This is a genomic window from Halococcus sp. PRR34 (genome assembly GCF_028617175.1).
Lineage (GTDB): Archaea > Halobacteriota > Halobacteria > Halobacteriales > Halococcaceae > Halococcus > Halococcus salifodinae.
Map to the genome: position 1 here is coordinate 46,362 of NZ_JAQJDA010000005.1, position 16,506 is coordinate 62,867.

At 63.5% G+C, this 16,506-nt stretch carries 14 protein-coding genes; 4 read left to right on the plus strand and 10 right to left on the minus strand.

Translation table 11 applies throughout. The annotated features are described in order from the left end of the window. Nucleotides 1-635: 635 nt before the first annotated feature. The gene (locus tag PHA81_RS08070; protein WP_273836316.1) at nucleotides 636-2,597 is read left to right on the plus strand and encodes an archaea-specific SMC-related protein; all 1,962 of its coding nucleotides are present in this window, start codon (nucleotides 636-638) and stop codon (nucleotides 2,595-2,597) included. Nucleotides 2,598-3,041: 444 nt separating this feature from the next. Here PHA81_RS08070 and PHA81_RS08075 read toward each other — a convergent pair whose 3' ends face one another. Then, nucleotides 3,042-3,599 carry an SCP2 sterol-binding domain-containing protein gene (locus tag PHA81_RS08075; RefSeq protein ID WP_273836317.1) on the minus strand — a complete coding sequence of 186 codons (558 nt, stop codon included), beginning with the start codon at nucleotides 3,597-3,599 and terminating at the stop codon, nucleotides 3,042-3,044. A gap of 313 nt (nucleotides 3,600-3,912) precedes the next feature. Here PHA81_RS08075 and PHA81_RS08080 point away from each other — a divergent pair, with 313 nt between their 5' ends. Further along, nucleotides 3,913-4,176, plus strand: a complete 264-nt coding sequence (locus PHA81_RS08080) for a helix-turn-helix domain-containing protein (RefSeq protein WP_005041863.1) — start codon at nucleotides 3,913-3,915, stop codon at nucleotides 4,174-4,176. Nucleotides 4,177-4,233: 57 nt separating this feature from the next. Here the strand turns inward: PHA81_RS08080 and aceB are convergent, their stop codons facing one another. From aceB to PHA81_RS08110, 6 genes are all read right to left on the minus strand, one after another. Continuing rightward, nucleotides 4,234-5,550, minus strand: a complete 1,317-nt coding sequence (gene aceB / locus PHA81_RS08085) for a malate synthase AceB (protein WP_273836319.1) — start codon at nucleotides 5,548-5,550, stop codon at nucleotides 4,234-4,236. A gap of 194 nt (nucleotides 5,551-5,744) precedes the next feature. Beyond that, nucleotides 5,745-6,797 carry an isocitrate lyase gene (gene aceA, locus PHA81_RS08090; protein WP_049909935.1) on the minus strand — a complete coding sequence of 351 codons (1,053 nt, stop codon included), beginning with the start codon at nucleotides 6,795-6,797 and terminating at the stop codon, nucleotides 5,745-5,747. 316 nt (nucleotides 6,798-7,113) lie between these two features. Beyond that, nucleotides 7,114-7,944: an MBL fold metallo-hydrolase gene (locus PHA81_RS08095; protein ID WP_273836322.1), complete on the minus strand. Its 831-nt coding sequence runs from the start codon at nucleotides 7,942-7,944 to the stop codon at nucleotides 7,114-7,116. A 278-nt stretch (nucleotides 7,945-8,222) separates the two neighbouring features. Continuing rightward, nucleotides 8,223-8,645 (minus strand): YlbF family regulator, encoded by a 423-nt coding sequence (locus tag PHA81_RS08100; RefSeq protein WP_005041870.1) that lies wholly within the window; start codon nucleotides 8,643-8,645, stop codon nucleotides 8,223-8,225. Between the two features lie 52 nt (nucleotides 8,646-8,697). Continuing rightward, nucleotides 8,698-9,357: a dienelactone hydrolase family protein gene (locus PHA81_RS08105; protein ID WP_273836326.1), complete on the minus strand. Its 660-nt coding sequence runs from the start codon at nucleotides 9,355-9,357 to the stop codon at nucleotides 8,698-8,700. Between the two features lie 57 nt (nucleotides 9,358-9,414). Next, a complete protein-coding gene (locus PHA81_RS08110; protein ID WP_273836328.1) occupies nucleotides 9,415-11,070 on the minus strand; it encodes an NADH-quinone oxidoreductase subunit D in 1,656 nt (551 codons plus the stop codon). 115 nt (nucleotides 11,071-11,185) lie between these two features. Here PHA81_RS08110 and PHA81_RS08115 point away from each other — a divergent pair, with 115 nt between their 5' ends. Next, nucleotides 11,186-11,878 (plus strand): helix-turn-helix domain-containing protein, encoded by a 693-nt coding sequence (locus PHA81_RS08115; RefSeq protein ID WP_005041874.1) that lies wholly within the window; start codon nucleotides 11,186-11,188, stop codon nucleotides 11,876-11,878. Between the two features lie 165 nt (nucleotides 11,879-12,043). After that, nucleotides 12,044-13,093 (plus strand): diphthamide biosynthesis enzyme Dph2, encoded by a 1,050-nt coding sequence (gene dph2, locus PHA81_RS08120; protein WP_273836329.1) that lies wholly within the window; start codon nucleotides 12,044-12,046, stop codon nucleotides 13,091-13,093. Between the two features lie 329 nt (nucleotides 13,094-13,422). On the opposite strand, the gene PHA81_RS08125 is transcribed toward dph2, so the two are convergent. The 3 genes from PHA81_RS08125 to PHA81_RS08135 form a co-directional block, all read right to left on the minus strand. Continuing rightward, the gene (locus PHA81_RS08125) at nucleotides 13,423-14,259 is read right to left on the minus strand and encodes an aldo/keto reductase (protein WP_273836331.1); all 837 of its coding nucleotides are present in this window, start codon (nucleotides 14,257-14,259) and stop codon (nucleotides 13,423-13,425) included. Between the two features lie 118 nt (nucleotides 14,260-14,377). Beyond that, entirely contained in the window at nucleotides 14,378-15,160 is a 783-nt protein-coding gene (locus PHA81_RS08130; protein ID WP_273836333.1) for a hypothetical protein, read from the minus strand. Between the two features lie 165 nt (nucleotides 15,161-15,325). Next, nucleotides 15,326-16,423 carry an NADH:flavin oxidoreductase/NADH oxidase gene (locus PHA81_RS08135; protein ID WP_273836335.1) on the minus strand — a complete coding sequence of 366 codons (1,098 nt, stop codon included), beginning with the start codon at nucleotides 16,421-16,423 and terminating at the stop codon, nucleotides 15,326-15,328. Between the last annotated feature and the right edge of the window lie 83 nt (nucleotides 16,424-16,506).

A 16,506-nucleotide genomic window follows, 5' to 3' on the forward strand; every position in this document is an offset into this window, starting at 1 on the left:
AGCAAGTTCCCACCATCCACATTCGTCTGAACTCGTTGAGCGACAAGGGGAATCCGCCGCCATAAAGTAGGGGTTCATGGCATTTGGGCAGAATATTTCCCAATACACGGTGGAAATATCGATTTTTAACTATTGATCGCAGAAATTCCAGATAACTTCCGTCATGCTCTCCATCATGGAGATGTGTTGGTTTCGTTGATTATACTGAGAATCGTCGCATCTCTATCGGGAAGACACCAAATATGATGTCGTTAGTGCGGCAAGAATCGTTGCTTTTCGTACGAATTGAAACCAATGATAGACAGAGTTCCACTACCTAGACTACCCAGACTATCTCAGAAGAGATTGCGTAGATACTTTTAGCCGATTTTCACCACGGCGTCGCCAGTAGAACACGCACTGTGACAGTCCTGTGGTTGAGTAGCGAAACTCCTGAACACCACCACCGACTCCGCGAATCGGTCTTTCCTTCCTCTCATCGTCCAGTTGGGATCCGGTAGTACGTCCTTGGCGTCGGTGATGATACACCGCTGCGGTTACTGTAACGAATGTAGGTCTGTTATATTGCGTGGTGTGGAACAGGTAAAGACGGTACGAGCAACAAGAACTTAGTATGCCCTCCACTATGGAAGAACATGAGTCAATCACGAGCTATCGAAGATCACGCCGAGCTATCCGTCGAGAACGTCGGCGGGATCGACACCACGGAGATCGCGCTCTCGCCGGGTGTGACGTCGCTCACTGGTCGAAACGCCACCAACCGCACCTCGCTGTTGCAGGCGTTGATGGCGACACTCGGGAGCGAGCGCGTGTCGCTCAAGGGTGACGCCGACCACGGTGAAGTCACTCTCACCCTCGGTGAGGACACGTACACTCGGACGCTCGAACGCCGCAATGGTACCGTGGTTTTCGATGGTGATCCCTATCTCGAGGACACCGAGGCCGCCGAACTGTTCGGGTTCCTCCTCGAATCCAACGAGGCCCGTCAGGCGGTCGCACGCGACGACGACCTCCGCGAGGTCATCATGCGACCCGTGGACACCGCCGCGATTCAAGCCGAGATCGAGCAGTTGGAGGCCGAAAAGCGAAACCTCGACGACGAACTCGATCGATTGGACTCGCTCGATTCCCGACTCCCGGAACTCGAAACCGAGAAGACGCGCCTCGAAGACCGAATCGAGGACAAACGCACGGAACTCGACGACAAAGAGTCCGAGATCGAAGACGCCGACCAGACTGTCGACGACACCAAAGAACAGCAAAACGCCTTCGAGGACGCTCTCGACGAGCTCCAAGAGGTGCGTTCGGATCTCGAAGACGTTCGCTACCGGATCGACACCGAGCGCGAGAGTATCCAGGCGCTCGAAGACGAACGCAACGAACTCGAGGAGACGATGGCTGACCTGCCCGAGACGCCCGCGGGCGACCTCGACGAGCTCGAAACCGAGATCGATCGGCTCCGCGATCACAAGCAGTCGGTGGAGTCCACGATCAACCAGCTCCAGCGCATCCTCCAGTTCAACGAGGACCTCCTCGACGGCGACAACCCCGAACTCCAGGCCGCACTCCAGACCCGCGGCGGGGCCGACACCGGCGGCGACGCCGACGCGCTCACCGATCAGTTGGTCGAGGACACCACGGTGTGTTGGACCTGCGGGAGCGAGGTCGAGCGCGATGCGATCGACGATACTCTCGACAGCCTTCGAGAACTCCGGCGTGAGCACTCCTCGAAGCGCAACGAGCTAGACACCGAACTCGACGAGCTGACCGACCGACGCGACGACCTCCGTGGCGATCGTGACCGACGCGAACGTGTCGACCGCAAACTCGACGAGATCGACCGCGAGATCGACGAGCGCGAGGCCACTCTCGACGATCTCACCGACGAGCGCGCCACGCTGGAAGACACGATCGACGAGCGCGAGGCGGCGGTCGAAGAGTTGGAGGGACAAGAACAGAGCGAACTACTCGACCACCACAAGGAGGCCAACCAGCTCGAGTTCGAGCTCGGTCGGCTCGAAAGCGATCTCGATGACGTCCGCGAGGAGATCGCTGGCGTCGAGGACGATCTCGACGAGCGCGACCAGCTGTCCGAACGCCGTGAGGAACTCCAGACCGAGCTGGCGGACCTGCGGACCCGGATCGAACAGCTCGAATCCGAGGCCGTCGAGGAGTTCAACGATCACATGGAGACCATCCTCGGCGTGCTCGATTATGCGAACATCGAGCGGATCTGGATCGAGCGCACCGAGCAAACAGTGCGGGAAGGCCGCCGGAAAGTCGAGCGCGGCGTGTTCGACCTCCACGTGATCCGGAGCACCGACGAGGGAACGACCTACGAGGACTCGATCGGCCACCTCTCGGAAAGCGAACGCGAGGTCACCGGCCTCGTCTTCGCGCTCGCTGGCTATCTGGTCCACGACCTCCACGAGTCGCTGCCGTTCATCGTGATCGACTCGCTCGAAGCCCTCGACTCCGACCGGATCGCGGCGCTGGTCGAGTACTTCGGCGAGTACGCCGCGTATCTCGTGGTGGCGCTCCTCCCCGAGGATGCTGCCGCACTCAGCGACGAGTACCAGCGTGTGACGGACATCTGAGCACCAGTCGGCCGTCTCTACGATAGTCGTCCCTGTTCCCACTCTCCTCCTCTGTCAGGCGACAGCCTACAGAAAAATCTGTACAAACCGAATCCTCTTCACGGTTGTCGTTCTGCTTTCAGTCTGCTCGGTCCGTCTCGGTATCGAATTATTTCGGACTAAACGGCTAGAAAACCGAGATACGACAGTATCTATCTCTATTGTTGGACGGCAATTCCTGGATAGTGGCTCTCCTAAATCCACTTTTTTCTGTCCGAAGAGGCCAGGTGAAATCAGTCACGAATCTCTCGATCCGATAGGGATTCGGAACCGCTACGTGCTCGATGTCGTTCAGCACCAACGAATTTTCGATGTAACCGCGCGCAGTGCAATCGGATTCGACCAGGGACGACCGACGGGGCCCTCGTGGTTGGTGTGTTCGGTATCGGCGTGAGTCGGCAGCGATCACACTGGCAACTGCTTCGAGAGACTGTCGAGTACCGGAACGAGCGCCATTGCCGTCTCAGTCGAGCCATCGATCGTGAAACGACCGCGCATGAACCCCAGTTTGGGATCGACATCGCCCGCGAGCAGCCCGACGAGCACGTCCGCCGGGCCGGAGATGGTTACGTCACTGTCCGTGGCTCGATCGGTCCCGCTGGCGATCGTTCCTGCTTCCCCGTCGATGTCGAGATGTCCCACCAGCGAGCAGTCGTCGGCCGCGAAGCTGACGGTGACGTGATCCGTGACTCCATCGAGATCGGCTTCCACGGCTGCGATACGCAGCCCGTCCCACAGGAGCTCCAGCAGCTGATCGGCGGCTTCGGGGTGCTCGGCAACGAACGCGGCGGTGTCGATCTGAAGCAACCCATCCACGACGGCCGTCAGCACCTCCGGATGCTCACGCACGAGTCCGTCGGTTCGACGCCCCTTCTCCGCGAGGTCCAACAGTCGTGTTTCCATCGGTTCGTGGTCCTGTGTGGACGAGCGGTCGGCAGATCGTCCGGCGGATTCGTCGGTCATCGTGTGCTCTCGGTCGCTCCGAGACGGGCCACTGGCATGAGCCACACGGTACTGTCGAGGAGTACAGTGACGAGCGATACCAACAGTCGTCCGAAATTTCATGACTGATTCGACAGAACGGTGTGGTGGCAGCGTCGTCGGCTGGCAACGACACCGATCAGTCACCCATTCGGAACGAAACGGTCGAGCGCCCAACTGACCATCGAGGAACCACCCGATCGGCCCTCCGAACCAGTCAGACGAGTTTATAATCCAGCCATCAAATTATCGGATAGCCGATACGTTTATTCGCCGTCCGACCGTAGGAAACACGATGAGTGATCCCACTGCTGAGCGGCTCGACGGCCTCTCGCCGAGTGCGAAACTCGTGTTCAAAGTGCTCGAACACAACGCCTCGCTCACCCAAAAGGAGATCATTCAGCGTTCCCGGCTCTCGGGACGCACCGTCCGCAACGCGCTCGATCAGCTCGAACGGATCGAGGCCGTCGAAAAGGGCGTCTGTATCCACGACGCGCGCCAGAACCGCTACGAGCTCGCAGTCCCCACCGCACAGCCCGAAGCCGAACTCGACGACTGAGTTCGCGAGGAACCGAAACTCGCGATCGTTGGCGGGGAAGCGTGGGAGAGGTGGGCTTCAGTTGCCGACGTCGGTGGCGCGCTCGACCACACTTTCGCCGTAGCGGTCGGCGAGGTCGTCGTGCTGGTCGGGGCGGTTCTCGTAGACGTCCTGGAAGAGGCTGACGGGGGTCATCGCGGCCTGATAAGTGGCCTCGTCCCACATCCGATCGGTAGCGATGTCGATCGCGACATCGTCGATCACGATGGTTGCGGCGCGTTCCATCGCGATCGCGCCGGTGCCGGCGTCGCGCGCGGCTTCGAACTCCTCCATCGAGTCGACGATGTCGTCCATGCTCGGGACGTACGCCGCCATGTCGAGCAGCTCTTCACGAAGTTCGTCCTCGTCGAGTTCCTGCTCGTCGCCACCGACGCTGAGAACGTACCCGTCGCCCGTCTCTTCGAGCGACACGCGGTCACCGCCGTAGACCTGCTCGTCACCTTGGTCGTCGAGATCGACCTGCTGGGTGCCGTCGTCGAGGAGCCACCGCCCCGTTTCGGGCGGCAGCGGCGCTTGGTTCGCTTCGACGACCTGGCCGGGGGTGAGCGACCAGATACCCAGCATCCCCTTTGCCTGGTTGTCGGTCATGCGCTCGCGGTAGCCCTCGACGTCGCGGATGTCGTCGTAGGGGCCATCGACCGCAATGAGACCGGCGGCGCTCGCGCCCCGGGAGGTGTTGTGGCGGAGTTCGGGCCACGCCGGGAGATCGCCAGTGGGTGTGATCGCGCGCATGTCCTTGGTGTAGTCGACCTCACCATCCACCAGCATGAACAGCCGCTCCAAGTTATTTGTGGGCTTGCCCATCTCCTCGCGGAGTTCACCCATCGCGAGTTCGGCCGCACCGCTCTCGATGATCACCGACATCGCCAGACTGCCTTCGTCGAGACCGTGCTCGTTCTCGACGATGGTGAAGAACTCGTCGGCCTTCTTCCAGTCGTCGATCCCGCCGACCTCCGGGATCACGAATCCGTCGAGATGCTCGATCGCGCCTTTCTCTGGGTCGGCGATGTCGAGAATATGCTGGAACCCCTGATACCGGGTTTCGGGGCTGTCGCGATGCCAGACGATCCGCGGGTGGATCTCACTCGGGAACTCCTCGCCGTTTGCGGCGACGACCTCGACGATGTTTTCTGCACCCTCGTCGCGCATCGAGGGGGCGGTGGCGTCCTCGTTGTCCGGCACCCACACGTCGGGGGCCTCCATCCCACTGAGTCCGCTCGCGCTCCGCAGCATCTTCGCCGAATCCTCCTCGCCCTCGACCGCCGTCGGCGTGGTGAAGAAGGTGCGGACGAACTCCCGGTCGTGGAGCCGCTCGTCGTGGGTTCGGGCGGTCATCGCTTGCCTCCAATGCCGTCGCTGACGGGCTGTGCTCGCTGACTGTACCTGTGTTCGATGTTGGTTGTGCTCATGTAGCGTGTGTCGTGTCTGTCGGAAGGGTCGTTTAGGTTTCGGTGCCGGTGATACCGTGCGCTGCGTCCGGTCGAGATGTCGGTGTGTCCAGAGGGGGAGGGAACCGATGAGGGGGCGAGTTAGTCGTCGCTCTCGGCGTCAGCGGTCAGGGGGTCGCGTTCGTCCTCCGAGAACCCCTCCGATCCCTCGATGCGCGAGCGCGCCTCCGGATCGAACTCCATCTCGGTGTCCTGGAACTTATCGACGAACGACAGCTCGTGGTGGGACTCGGTTTCGTGGCCGAGATACTTGTCTTCGAGGTCGAACTGGCCTTCTTCGGCGTTCTCCGCGAGGTTCTTCATGTCCTCGAAGGCCGCCTGCGCGCCCGAGTGGAGCGCGAACAGCGTGATGAACTGGTAGGTGTACCCGAGATCGCCCAGCTCCTCGAAGGTGAGCGGGTCGTCCTGTTCGGACCACGCGAAGCTCGACGAGTAGTTGAACGCGAGATCGAGATCGGGGTGGGTTTCGTGGATGGTTTCGGCGTACTCCACGGCGTCCTCCCGGCTGGGATCGGGCATCTCGGGCCAGACGATGTCGACGCCGGCATCGGCGTAGAGCCGCCCTCGCTCCAAGTGCTCCTCCCAGTCACCGTTCGCGGAGCCGTAGGCGTCGGTCCGTGCGATGATCACCGTGTCCTCACACTGCTTCGCGTCGACGGCGGCCTCGAAGCGGGCCTGGGCGTCCTCTCGCGAAACGATCTGTTTGCCCGCGATATGGCCACACCGCTTCGGTGTCACCTGATCCTCGATGTGGACCGCGGCGACGCCGACCTTCTCGTACTCGCGCACCGCGCGTCGGACGTTGTGAATTCCCCCGTACCCGGTGTCGCAGTCGGCGATCACGGGGAGGTGTGTCGCCTCGACCATGCGTTTCGCGTTCTCGACCATCTCGGTCATCGTGACCATCTCGAGGTCAGGGAACCCGAACTGGCCCAACACTGTGGAGTAGCCGCTCATGTACGCGGCGTCGTGACCCGCCATCTCCGCGAGCCGCGCGTCGAGGGCGTGGTACATGCCGGGCGCGAACACGTACTTCTGACTACTGAGCATCTCGCGCAGCTCTTCGGCTGCGGGGTTGTCGATGTCCTTCGTGAAGACGTCCGTGTCTCCGATGAGTTCTTCAGGGGTTGGCATTGTGGATTCGTTCTCGTGGGTTGTGTTCGGTTTCGTGGCGTCGAGCGAGGGCCACGACGGCAACGGCGCTCATCGTCCGTCAGCAGTCGCTCGCGGTCGGCGTCGTGCCCCGAGCGTGCCGTCGCGTCGGCCCGCCTCGTTCGCCGCATCGTCACCCAGAACATCTCACTAAAAAACTGTTATGGTCAATCATGATAATATTCATTAATCGATTTATTCGCCGAGAGGGCGATTAACGCATAATAGTGTAATGAACTACCGTGTTAAATAGTTACGCACTACCAAGGAGGCCGATCAGGAAGGTTTCCTTCGAGCGCTACAGATCCACTCGATCACCGATCTCGACGATGTCGAGTGCGTTCGGGTGGTCGAAGCTCCCGACGTGATGATGCAGCGCGGTCGGATCGGCGGTGAGGCCCTTCCACATGTCCCAGTGAGTCGGCAGGAGCCGATCGGTCCCGAGGGCGGCAGCGACCTCGATGATCTGATTCTCGTCGTTGTACCACCGCGTCCGGGTCGGTTCACGGGTCTCCTTGTCGGGAATCTGGCCGACGCTGCCGAACGCGAGCGCCGCGAGATCGATGTCGTACTCCTCGCCGATCCGGTCGAAAACTTCGCTCGGCTTGGTGTCGCCGCCGTGGAAGAAGGTGCCTGCCGGGTGTTCGATGGCGTAGCTCACCGGGTGGGTCGCGTCGGGATCGTGCGCGTCCTCGACGTGGATCGTGAAGTCGCCGATGTCGAACGTGTCGCCCTCCGATACCTCGTCGAACTGATCGTCGTCGACGTCCCACTCGTCGGTCCAGCGCTCGTGCTCGCGCGCGACGGCAAGGCTGTCGTCGGGTGCGTGGAAGGTAGCGCCGGTCCCTTCGAGGATCGGGGCCTGCGAGGGACCGTGGACGTGGTCGGTGTGTTCGTGGGTCGCGAGCACCGCGTCGGCTGCCTTGACATCGGCCGGATCGAACGGCACCGGGATCATTCTGATCGTCCGGGGTGGATCGCCGAGACCGAGATACGGGTCGATAAACAGCGTCGTATCGCCGTCGGTCAGCGCGAACCCGTTGCAGCCGAGATACCAGATCGCCACGCCGTCGGGGTCGGCGTCGGCGACCGCTCGCGGCAGCCAGTCGTTCCAGTCAGAGTGGACCATGCCGAATGCGCGTAGGCGGTTGGCCTAAATCTCTCGGCTTGGATTGGGTGGTGGCCGCGGTGCGGGTCTGGTCTTCTGGTGGATGAAGGGCGAGGTCGCTCCGCGGCCGAGGGCTTCGGTGGTGCTGTGCGGTTGTGGTAGCAGTAGCCGCCAGCAGTTGTACCGTGAACGAGCGCCGCAGGCGCGAGTGAACGGGTGTTTTTAGTCCAGGTTTTTGCGAACTCTCTTGCGAGCGACCGGAGGGAGCGAGCAACGGGGGTGAAGTAAAAAAGTGGGTTCTAGTCCTGACAGCACGCGCCGATCCGATCGCCGAAGTCGAAGTCGAGTTCGACCGAGACCGCGTCGCTGATGCGTTCGAGCCGGGCGTCGAGTCGGTTCTGTGCGTCGAGGAACTCCGCCATCGCCGGGACCTCGTGGAGTTCCTGCTGGGCGCTCTGGAGTTTCTGGAGGTCCTCCTGGCTCGCCTCGCCGGTCTGGCGCGCGAGCATGAACTCGTCGCGGAGCCGTTCGAACTCCTGGACTTTTTCCTGGGCCTCGGGACTCCGCTCGACCTCGGCTTTCGCCTCGGCGAACCGCTCGTACTCGGGCGTGTCGGCGAGCGCACTCCCGAGGTCGCCAGCGAGGTCCTCGGGACGGCCCGCTGCGGCCATCGGTTCGGCGTCAGCGTCGGTCTCCGCATCGAGTTCCGGTTCGGTGCTCATCGTCCACGTTTGGGCCGTGGTCGGTTTCAACTTGGCGGTGACGCGGTCTCTGTCAGGCCAGCTGCGCCTCGACCCACTCGACCACGTCCGCGAGTTCGTCCGGGGCGATTCCGTGGGCACTCCCGTACTCGTGAGCCTCGACCGCGCACCCGAAGTCGCGGAGCCGATCAGCCGCCGCCTGGGCACGGCTCGACGGGATGATCCGATCCGCAGTCCCCGAACCGACGAACACCGGCGTGTCCTCGATACCGTCGGGATCGGCGTCGGCGTGTGACTCGGCGAGATAGCCGTGGAGCGCGACGACCCACGCGTAGCGCCCGGGGTCTTCGACCAGGAGCGAGAGCGACGAAATCGCGCCTTGGCTGAATCCCAACAGTCCAACTCGGTCGGAATCGAGGTCGTACGCATCGATCGCGGCGTCGATGGTCTCGCTTACGAGGTCGAGACTTCGGCGGAACTCCTCGATGACGGGCTGGCTCTCGTGGAGGTCGCCGTCAGGAACGTCGAGCTCGTACCACGTGTATCCGCCCATTAGCGGCTCGGGCGCGCGGAGGCTGACGACGTGGAGTTCGTCGGGAAGACGCTCGGCGACGGGCAACAGGTCCTCCTCGTCGGCACCGCGACCGTGGAGGACGAACACCGCCGGCGCGGGGCCGTCGGTGGGAGTGTCGGGCTCGATCGAGACGTGTTCGAGCGGGAGATCGGCGGGCATGGACGGACGTTGGCGGGCGATCGATTTCAATCCCCACGTGTCGGCGGCGTCGTACCGTCAGCGATCGACCTCGCCGAGCACGATGTCGAGGCTCGCAAGCGACGCGATCAGATCGGGAACGTACTCGCCCTCGGCCATCTCGGGGAGGACCTGGAGATTCGAGAAACAAGGGCTTCGGATCTTGAACCGCCCGGGCTCGTCGGTGCCATCGGAGCGGATGTAGATCCCCAACTCCCCTTTCGCAGCCTCGACGGCACGGTAGATTTCTGCCCCATCCTCGGGTCGGAGCGTGCGGGGGACGTTCGATTGGATCTCGCGATCGTCTTCGGGCCAGTCTTCGAGCAGGTCGACACACTGCTCGACGATCCGTGCGGACTGCTCGATCTCGCGGAGTCGACAGAGCACGCGGGCGTAGTTGTCGCCCTCCTCGGCAGTCACGACGTCCCAGTCGAGTTCGGGGTAGTAGCCGTACGGATCGTCGCGCCGGAGGTCGTAGTCGACGCCCGAGGCGCGCGCCACGGGACCGGTACAGCCGTACTGTTTGGCAGTTTCGGCGTCGAGCACGCCCGTGTCGACGCACCGCATCTGGAAGATCTCGTTCGAAGTCAACAGGTCGTGGTACTCGTCGATCTTGCCAGGGAGATCGTCGAGGAACGCCTGGATCTTCTCGAAGAACGCCTCGCGAGGCTCGGGCAGGTCCCACGCTACGCCACCGAGTCGGAGGTAGTTGAACATCAGGCGCTGGCCCGTGAGGTCTTCGAGGATGTTCTGGACGATCTCGCGGTCGCGGATCGCGTACATGAACACCACAGTGAACTCGCCGATGATGTCGAGGGCGAACGTACCGATCGCGAGCAGATGGGCGAGGATCCGCGAAAGCTCGCCGCTCATCGTCCGGATGACCTGGGCGTACTCCGGCACGTCGAGATCCGCGAGGTCCTCGGCAGTCCGGGCGTAACACCACTCGTTCAGGAGCTGGCCGCCGAGGTAGTCCCAGCGGTCGGGGTACGGCATGATCTCGTGGCGGTAGGTACCGTTCTGACAGCACTGTTCCTCACACCGGTGGAGATACCCCGGATCGGGCTCGACTCCCACCACCTGCTCGCCGTCGAGCACCGCCTCGATGTGGAGCACGCCGTGGGTCGCGGGGTGGTGCGGCCCGATATTGAGAAACATCGTGTCCGAACCCCCCTCTTGATGATCGTCTTCGAGCGGGTTGGCGTGTGATTCGAGCGTGACGACCTGCGGTTTGTCCTGGTTGTAATCGAGCCCCATCGGATGGCCCTGCCACGTCTCGGGCAACAGAATACGTTGGAGGTTTGGGTGGTCGTCGTACTCGATGCCCACAAGATCGTAGGCCTCGCGCTCGTGCCAGTCCGCCGTTCGATACACTGGCTCCGCGCTCTGGCTCACCGGATCCGACCGCGGTGTCGGGACGACGACGCTCACCTCGTCGGTCGGATCGTCGTACTTCTTCAGGTGGTAGATCGACTCGAAGCGGTCCTCGTACTCCTCGGCGGTCACGCACGAGCAGTGATCGAACCCCGCTTCGTCGCGCAGCGCGAAGAGGACGTCTTGGACCTCGTCTGGGCGCACCACGAACCCCGGCGCATTGTGGTGGTTATCACGGGCGACGGTGTAGGGCGCGAGCAGTTCCGCGAGCGGTTCGTCGGCGGGTCGATCCGGTGTTTCGACGGCTGACTGCGAACTCATGATATGGGTGCCGGCGCGCTCGGCCGGTTTCTACAGACAGTTTGGCTCGCTCTACTGAGGTCGTTCTGCCTCGCTGGTGAGGGAGGTTTATCAGTGTCCGTCCGCGACGCCGGACATGAAATATCTCGAACTCCGTCTCCAGCAAAGCGAGGACGTCATCCACCCGATGCACGAGTTCGTCGCCGATCGGGAGGGGTACGGGTCGTACCGCCTGCTTCAGTGGAACCCCGCCGTCGGCGAAACCAACACGATGATTTTCTCGATCGAGGGCGACCCGGATCCGTACGCGGCGGCCCTCGAAACCGTTGAGACCGTTCTGGCGTTCGAGATCGTCCCGGGTGAGGGAGAGACGTTCTACGTGTACGTGCGCGAACGACTCGACGCCGAGGCGCGTCAGCTGACCGAGGCGTTCACCCACGGCAACCTCGTCGTGATGCCCCCGCTCGAATACCGCAGCGACCGCACTATCGATCTCACCGTCGTCGGGAGCGCCGACGCCCTCCAGACCGCGATCGACGAGGCACCGCCAGGCGTCGATGCCGAGATCCGGAGCGTCGGCAGCTACAACGCCGGAACGATCGAGGCCGCGAGCGCGCTGAGCGATCGCCAGGCCGAAGCCGCGACGGCGGCGGTCGATTGCGGCTACTACGAAACTCCACGCGAGGGAAGCGTCGCCGACGTGGCCGACCGGCTCGGCTGCGCACCGGGGACCGCCGCCGAGCACCTCCGAAAGGCCGAAGCCACGCTCGTCGGTCGCGCCGTCGAGGGGGCGCGTGGTGATCCACACGATGCATCGAGGAGTGGGTGACGAAACACCGTCGTTCCGCTCACTCCGTTCGCTTCACGACGAGCCTTGCGCTCGCTCTCGCCGGTCGCTCACGCAAAACACCGCGCTGCGCTCGTGACGAGCATTGTACTCACGTCGTTCGCACAAAACCCCGAGACTAAACGTCAGGACCCGCAAATCATTGCAATGAGCCACCAATCGGATGCTTCTGCGGGCGATCTCACCCAAACGGGGATGGCGCTCAAACACGACCGGGAGTGGGACTACGAGTTGGAACGGATCGTCGAGGCGGTCGAGGAGCGCGACGCCGAGAAAGTCGGCCTCCAGTTCCCCGAGGGACTGAAACGCCGCGGCCCGGCCGTGACCGACGACCTCCGCGCGCTCCTGCCCGACGGTGTGCGGGTGCTGCTGTCCGGCCAGCCGTGTTACGGCGCGTGTGACCTCGACACCTACATGATGCGCCGCACGGACGTGTTCGTCCACTTCGGTCACTCTCCGATGAAGGAGTCGGAGAAGATCATCTACGTCCCGCTCTTCTCGAACGTGGATGTCGAACCGATCATGGCCGACTCCTTGGACGAACTCGACGACCCCGAGACGAACCCCGATGTCGGCCTCGTCACCACCGCCCAGCACATGAACAAGTTCGAGGAGATGCGGACGTGGCTCGAATCGCGCGGGTTCGACGTTCACACCCGCAGAGGCGACGATCGGCTGACTCACGAGGGTCAGGTCCTCGGCTGTAACTACGCCTCCGCCGACATCGACGCCGACCAGGTGCTCTACGTCGGCGGCGGGAAGTTCCATCCCCTCGGCCTCGCGATGGAACACCCTGATAAAACGGTGGTGATCGCCGATCCCGTCAACAACGCCGTCTCGGTCGCCGACACCGAGAAGTTCCTGAAACAGCGCTACGGAGCCGTCCACCGCGCGATGGACGCCGAGAAGTGGGGCGTCATCTTCTGTACCAAGATCGGGCAGGGGCGCTACGACCAGGCCGAGAAGATCGTCGACGAGAACGAGAACGCTTACCTCATCACGATGGACGAGGTCACGCCCGACCGACTGCGGAACTTCGACATGGACGCGTTCGTGAACACTGGCTGTCCGAGGATCACGACCGACGACGGCCCGCAGTTCCACAAGCCGATGCTCACACCCGGCGAGTACGAGATCGCAGTCGGCAACGAACCCCTGGAGAACCTCTCGTTCGACACGTTCCACGGCACGTGGTAGGGCTCTGAGTTGCGGTGGCTCGGATGACCTGGATGGCCACGGGCGACGAGCAAGAGTTGCACCAGCACGAAAGATAATTATAGTCTGGCGTGGAATCGCACCTGGGGCCAACCCATGTACAAGATCGTCTGCGAAACGTGCGGTGAGTTCGGGTTCCACCCGTCGCGGCTCGGGGCAGAATCACGAGCTGAGAGGCACAGCGACGAAACCGACCACACCTCCCGAATCGAGCCGATGCGTGAAACGACGCTGTCGCAGTAAGTGACAGTATCGAACGCATCCATCCGGGCGGTGGACGCTCGTTTTTGAAAGCAGTTCGTGAACTCGTCTCAGCCCTCGATCGTTGCGATCTCGTCGTCGGTGAGGTCGATCTCGCTGGCGGCGACGTTCTCCTCCAAGTGATCGACGCTCGACGTGCCTGGGATCGGCAACATCACAGGAGAGTGCTGGAGCAGCCACGCGAGGCCGACCTGGTACTCGGTGGCGTCGTGGTTGGTCGCGACCTCGTCGAGCCCGTCGAGCTCGCCCGAGCCGAGCGGGGCCCACGGGATGAAGCCGATGTCGTGGTCCTCGCAGTATTCGAGGACTGCCTCGTGCTCACGATCGCCGATGTTGTACTGGTTCTGGACGGTGGCGATCTCGACCACGTCGCGGGCGGTTTCGAGCTGGTCGACCGAAACGTTCGAGACGCCGACGTGGTTGACCTTCCCCTCGTCTTTGAACTCCGCGAAGGTGTTGACGGACTCCTCGTAGTCGACCTCGGGGTCCGGGCGGTGGAACTGGTACAGATCGATCTCGTCGGTCCGGAGTCGATCGAGACTGCCGAGGATCGCGTTGCGGAGGTAGCCCGGTTCACCACACCGTGGCCACGCGGCGTCGCGATCGTCGCGCCAGAGGCCGCCCTTGGTGGCGACGAACGCGTCGTCGTAGGGCGCAAGCGCCTCGCCGATCAGGCGCTCGGAGACCGCCGGGCCGTAGGAATCGGCGGTGTCGATGAAGTCGACGCCGAGGTCGGTCGCGCGCTGGAGGACGTCCCGCGCTTCGTCCTCGTCGTCGGGCGGACCGATGATCTCCTCGCCGGTGAGTCGCATCGCGCCGAAGCCCAGTCGATGCACCGTGTCCTTGCCGCCGATGTCGAACGTGTCGCTCCGGTTTTCGGTTGCCATCGTCGTCACCGACGGCCGACCGACAGTAGCCTCTTTCGGCCCCGGCAGTCGGTCGGGCGTTTCTCGGACTTGAAAAGGGCGAGAGAACGATCGAGACGCGGACATCGACGCCGACAGTTCAGCCGGAGGAGGCGAGCTTCTCGGCTTGCTGTCGTGCCAACTCCACGAGTTCGGTCAGCCGGGCGTCGCGACCGGGCAGCGAGCTACTGCCCCCTTCTTCCTGTTCCGTAGACGGCATGTGGCTCATCCGGAACACGTGATCGGCCGCGACCACCTCGATGTCAGTTCTCGCGTCGTCCGACGACCACCACGCGAACGCCGTCTCGCCGATCGTGGGACTGGCCGTCTCGATGTCGTCCCGCGACCGATACCGACTTGGAAGGGTTCCGAGCGAACACGTCCCGCCGAGTGCGTCGAGCGTCTGCCCCTCACATCGCCAGAGTCGTGTCCGGAGGGTCCGCGTGTACGCCTCCGTACCGCGATACAGCACCGTTATCGTGCCGTTATCTCGAACCCGGGGCGCGGAGCCGTCGGCATACCTCCAGCCCGCACCGAGCGCCGGCGCGAGCAACAGCCTGTCCGCGGGCGGCTCCGGCGTCGGGACTGGCGTCGGCGTCGCCGTTGCCGTCGCTGTTGCTGTTGCTGTTGCCGTCGGTTGGGCCGTCGGGCTGTCGGTCGTTTGGTCGGCCGTCGCTCGCTCAGTCGTCGATTCGTCGGTCGTCCGGGTGATCACCGATCCCGTCGCAGTCCGTTCGGTTCGTGACTCGTCGGTCGCGTTTCCTGCTGGCTCTCCGGCCGTCGTTTCCGCGGCTGGTCCCTCGGAAGCGTTCGACGAACAGCCTGCGACGCCGACGATGCCGGCGATCGCGCCCAGCCCGCGAAGGTAGTCCCGTCTCCGCATCACTCGACCGTCTCTCGGAGCGATGCGTGCCGACAGTAGCCCGAACTGGTTCCATTCATCGGCTGTGATGACCGTTCTCTGTCAATAGTTGTGAGCGTGACGGTTTCGATCGGGAACCGTTCGGCGTCCCGACGTCGCTTCGTGTCCTGCTGTGGGCCAAACCACTCAGAATCCACGGCGGTACTGCAACGGCGGCTCGGCATCCTCCGGACGATCGAGCGTCTCGGCGGCGTGGAGTGTGAAGTACGGGTCGCGGAGGTGTTCTCGTCCGAGGATCGCGAGGTCGGCCCGATCGTTGCGCACGACCGCGTCGGCCTGTTCCGGACTCGTGATTCCGCCGACCGCCCCTACCGCGACCTCGCCGTCGTTCTCCTCGCGGATCCGCTGTGCGTACGGCACCTGATAGTTCGGCCCCGCCGATGGCAGCTCCTGCTCGGGGTGGAGCCCGCCCGCACTCACATCGATCAGATCCGCACCCACCGTCGAGAGGTCGTCGGCGAGCTGTACCGACTGCTCGACCGTCCAGGAGTCGCGATCGGGGAGCCAGTCGGTCGCGGAGATCCGGACGAACACCGGCTTGCCGTCGGGCCAGACCTCCCGCACGGCGGCGGTCGCCTCGCGAACGATCCGTGTCCGGTCCTCGAACGAGCCACCGTAATCGTCCTCGCGGTGGTTGGTGACGGGCGAGAGGAACTCGTGGAGGAGGTAGCCGTGGGCGGCGTGAACCTCGGCGATCTCGAATCCTGCCTCACGGGCGCGTTCGGCCGCCGCTCCGAAGGAATCGATCACGTCCTCGATGTCCGCCTGCGTCATCTCGGCGGTCGCCGTCGCGCCGTCGTCGTAGGGCCACGGCTCGGCACTCGGCGCGACCGTCTCCCAGCCGCCGTCGTCGGGATGGAGGGGGGCGCTGCCGTCCCACGGACGGCTCTTCGACGCCTTCCGGCCGGCGTGGGCGAGTTGGATCGCCGGCACCGAGCCCTGCCCCTTGATGAACTCCGCCACCGGCGCGAGCGCCGCTCCGTGTTCGTCGCTCCAGATCCCCAGGTCCTGTGGCGAGATCCGCCCCCGAGATTCGACCGCGGCCGCCTCGGTCATCACGATTCCAGCCCCACCGGCCGCGCGGCTGCCGAGATGGACGAGATGCCAATCCGTCGCGAGACCGTCGCGATCCTCACAGGAGTACTGGCACATCGGTGAGACCATCACTCGGTTCGGGACGCGAGTCTCGCGCAGTTCGAGCGGTGTAAACAGATCCTCCGACATCACCAGAAGTAGCGGTCTGCCGGGGAAGTCTGTGGCGAAAGCGGGGAAAAACCGGGTCGCCTCGGAGTACCGGCAATTCAGTG